Genomic DNA, 3,073 nt, shown 5'->3' with positions numbered 1-3,073 from the left:
CATTCTTCTGCTTTGGACCGCCCTCGACGACCAGGGCTTCCCGTCGCAATCCTGGCTGACCTTCCGCCAGGCGCTGGCGCTCGGCGGCCATGTCCGCAAGGGCGAGCGCGGCACGACCGTGTTCTATGCGGACCGGTTCATCCCGCACGCCGAGCGCCAACGCGCCCGCGAGACCGGGGAGGAACCGCACGCGGTCCCGTTCCTGAAGCGCTTCACCGTCTTCAACGTCGATCAGTGCGAGGGCCTCCCGCACGATTTGACGGCCCCGGTGCCGGCGGCCGTCCCCAGCCTGATCCTTCCCAAGGTCGAGGAGCTGATCCGCCGGACAGGGGCGGACTTCCGCATCGGCGGCGACCGGGCCTTCTACCACGTCCCCGGCGACTTCATTCGGGTGCCGCCGCCCGAGGCCTATCACGACACCATCAATTGGCACCGGACCGCTCTTCATGAGGCCGGTCACTGGACAGGGGCGGCGCACCGCCTCGGCCGCGACCTCTCGGGCGCGTTCGGATCCGCTGCCTACGCGGCCGAGGAGCTGGTCGCCGAGATGACGGCCGCCTTCGCCTGTGCCGCACTCGGAATCATCCCGACCGTCCGCCACGCCGACTACATCGGCGCCTGGCTCGAGGTGCTCAGAGCCGACCCCCGCGTCATCTTCCGCACCGCGTCCGCTGCCTCCAAGGCCGCGGACTACCTGCTCGCCTTCGGCGCGGGCGACGTCGCCCGTGCAGATGCCGCCTGAACCGCGATCGAGGAGCACGCCATGATCCGCCAGTACTATCCCCCGCGTCACCGCATCGGCGCATTCGGGCGGCCCGTCGGCACCATCGCGGCCGGCACGATCTTCCGGGTGACGGACGGCTCACGCGGGATCGAGCGCTACGTCGACACTGTGATGGTCGAGGCCTGGCTGCCCCGGGACTACGCCATTGCCTGCATCGGCCCCGGTGACCACCGCACGCACGTCACCGTCCGTATCCGCGGCGGCCACCTGGCGGTCGTCCGCAGCCTCCGGTCCGGCCGGCGCTATCGGCACGCCGACTGGCTGCTGCACACCGTGACCGAGCGGCTGACCGAGAAAGGAAAGCACCGCCGCTGTCGGCGAGCCCGATCGGGCTCGGACAAGCGAACCGACTGGAGGCGGCCATGCCCACCATCCCTCTCCTCCCGATCAGGCAGCTCGCCTGTGAGCTCGACCCCGACCTGATCACCGTCGCGACCGACTGCCGCAATGACGTGGTCGCGACCGTCTTCCAGCTCGGAGCCGCGTTCTACGTGACGGTCACCTATCCGGGCCCGCCCTGCCAGTGCTGGGCCGTCGCGGGCGCGCTCGCCGACCGCGAGACGGCCAGCGAGTACGCGGCCCTGCTGCTCTCGGATCGCACGCTCCACTGACCAGGCCATCGGCCCCGCTGAAACGCGGGGCCGGTCGTTCGTCATCGGAGAAGCAGGCGGCGACCGTTGCCGCCACGGTCGCGTCCAGGCTAGCAACCCCGCGACTCCGCCCAACGTGCGCGGCACCGGCACCGGCAGGGGAACCTGGTTGCTCAGCTGCCCGGCGTCGCGGGTGTGGTGATCGAGGCAACCGCGCGTCCGCCTGGAGTTGCAGGTTGACCTCGGCCATCGATTTCGCCATTTTAGCTAAGATCCCTAACAAGATTGTGGCGACGGCCGGAGGTATCCGATGCGCAGGTTCTCGCTTACCGACCTCAGCAACCGATCCGGCGAGATTGTCGAGGCTGTCTATAGCGGTCCCGTCGAGATCACCCGCCGTGGGAAACGGAGGTTCATCATGATGACGGCCGAGCAATACGACAGGCTCCGCAAGGCTGGCGATTCGCGCCGCGCGTACGCCGCCGGGGAGACGCCGCCCGACCTCGCGGACGAGTTTGCCGTCGAGTTGGACCGGCTCGGAAGGGGCGAGGGATACGATGACTAGGGGCGATCTGCTCAGGCCCGGCACGGTCTTCCACTATCCCTACCTGTGGCGGTGGCAGGCAACGCGAGGGGAAACGGAAGGCCGAAAAGACCGTCCGGTGTGCGTCCTGGCTGCGGTCGTCGGGCCCGCGGACGGCCTCACGCACCTTGTGCTCCTCGCCATCTCCAGTCAGCCGCCGCGCGCCGGCCAGCAGGCCCTCGAGATCCCCGAGATGGAATGCCGGAGGGCCGGCCTCGGCGAGTGGACACGCGGCTGGGTGACGGTCGACGAGTACAACCACGACATCGCCGAGCACTCGTACTATCTGGATCCCGACCAGGAGTTCCTCGGCCGATTCAGCAAGTCGTTCACCCAGCGCCTCGCCATTGCAGCAGCTCCGCTGTTCCGCCGCCGCGCCGCCAGGGTCGACCGGCGCGACTGAGCCTCCGGGTTCGGCCCGCCCGGCATCGCGCGCGCCCGTTCAGTCGAGCTGTTGCTCGACGGTTGACGCGGCGCCATTCGCATTCGCCACATCGTGAACGCCGCGGGTTGCCGTGCTGCGACCGTGTGGTCGCTCGCCCCGGCGGGGCGGCAAGCCCACCGACGTCACCGCCCGTATCGGCCGAGCCTTCGTCCCTGCCCTTCGGCAGGGCCGATCGTCTCCAGTCGCAGGTGACGACTGCTCGCCGACGCACGCCGCCTGCCCGCCACGCGCCCGCCGGTCGCCAGGGCCGCAAAGGAAAGGCTGTCCCGTGGGGGCGAGGTTGGCCGGATCGCAAGAACCGGCACCTCGCCATCATCCAAGGAGACATCCATGACCATCGAGTACATGAGCCTGAAGACCCTCAGCATCGCACCAGAGAACATGCGCAAGACCGCGGCCGAGTCCGACCTCGGCGAGCTGATCGCGTCGATCTCGGCCGAGGGCCTGTTGCAGAACCTGGTGGGCTACCGGGACGGCGACGACACCGTCGCCATCACCGCCGGCGGCCGGCGGCTGCGCGCCCTCAACGCGCTCGCCGCCGACAAGTCGTCGAAGGCGTTTCGGGCGACGATGAAGATCCCGGTCGACATCCGCGACCGGGCGGAGCTCCACCGGGAGATCTCGCTGGCGGAGAACGTCCACCGCCTGGCCACCCATCCCATGGACGAGTT

The 3,073-nt window shown here is 69.4% G+C and carries 6 protein-coding genes; all 6 read left to right on the top strand.

All coding sequences use genetic code 11. The annotated features are described in order from the left end of the window. Positions 1 to 742: ArdC family protein (locus RIC54_RS24975; protein WP_350151551.1), on the top strand; the 742-nt coding region annotated here is incomplete at its 5' end. A gap of 21 nt (positions 743 to 763) precedes the next feature. Beyond that, a complete protein-coding gene (locus tag RIC54_RS24970) occupies positions 764 to 1,207 on the top strand; it encodes a hypothetical protein (RefSeq protein WP_350151549.1) in 444 nt (147 codons plus the stop codon). Then, entirely contained in the window at positions 1,147 to 1,395 is a 249-nt protein-coding gene (locus tag RIC54_RS24965; protein WP_350151547.1) for a hypothetical protein, read from the top strand. The genes RIC54_RS24970 and RIC54_RS24965 overlap by 61 nt, the downstream gene beginning before the upstream one ends. 289 nt (positions 1,396 to 1,684) lie before the next feature. After that, complete coding sequence (locus RIC54_RS24960; RefSeq protein ID WP_350098733.1) at positions 1,685 to 1,939, top strand: type II toxin-antitoxin system prevent-host-death family antitoxin; 255 nt, start codon at positions 1,685 to 1,687, stop codon at positions 1,937 to 1,939. Continuing rightward, positions 1,932 to 2,360: a hypothetical protein gene (locus tag RIC54_RS24955; protein ID WP_350098735.1), complete on the top strand. Its 429-nt coding sequence runs from the start codon at positions 1,932 to 1,934 to the stop codon at positions 2,358 to 2,360. Before RIC54_RS24960 ends, RIC54_RS24955 begins: the two co-directional genes overlap by 8 nt. Before the next feature lie 372 nt (positions 2,361 to 2,732). After that, on the top strand, positions 2,733 to 3,073 hold a 341-nt coding region (locus RIC54_RS24950; RefSeq protein ID WP_350151545.1), incomplete at its 3' end, for a ParB/Srx family N-terminal domain-containing protein.

Origin of the sequence: Thalassobaculum sp., assembly GCF_040219215.1 — a bacterium.
Classification (GTDB): Bacteria; Pseudomonadota; Alphaproteobacteria; order Thalassobaculales; family Thalassobaculaceae; genus Thalassobaculum_A.
The sequence above is the reverse complement of the archived record's forward strand: the minus strand, read 5'-3'. Positions and strand labels throughout refer to the sequence as shown.

Excerpts from the sequence above, each read along its gene's own strand:
- RIC54_RS24965 (WP_350151547.1), top strand. The coding sequence starts at position 1,147 with ATGCCCACCATCCCTCTCCTCCCGATCAGGCAGCTCGCCTGTGAGCTC.
- RIC54_RS24960 (WP_350098733.1), top strand. The coding sequence starts at position 1,685 with ATGCGCAGGTTCTCGCTTACCGACCTCAGCAACCGATCCGGCGAGATT.
- RIC54_RS24955 (WP_350098735.1), top strand. The coding sequence starts at position 1,932 with ATGACTAGGGGCGATCTGCTCAGGCCCGGCACGGTCTTCCACTATCCC.
- RIC54_RS24970 (WP_350151549.1), top strand. The coding sequence starts at position 764 with ATGATCCGCCAGTACTATCCCCCGCGTCACCGCATCGGCGCATTCGGG.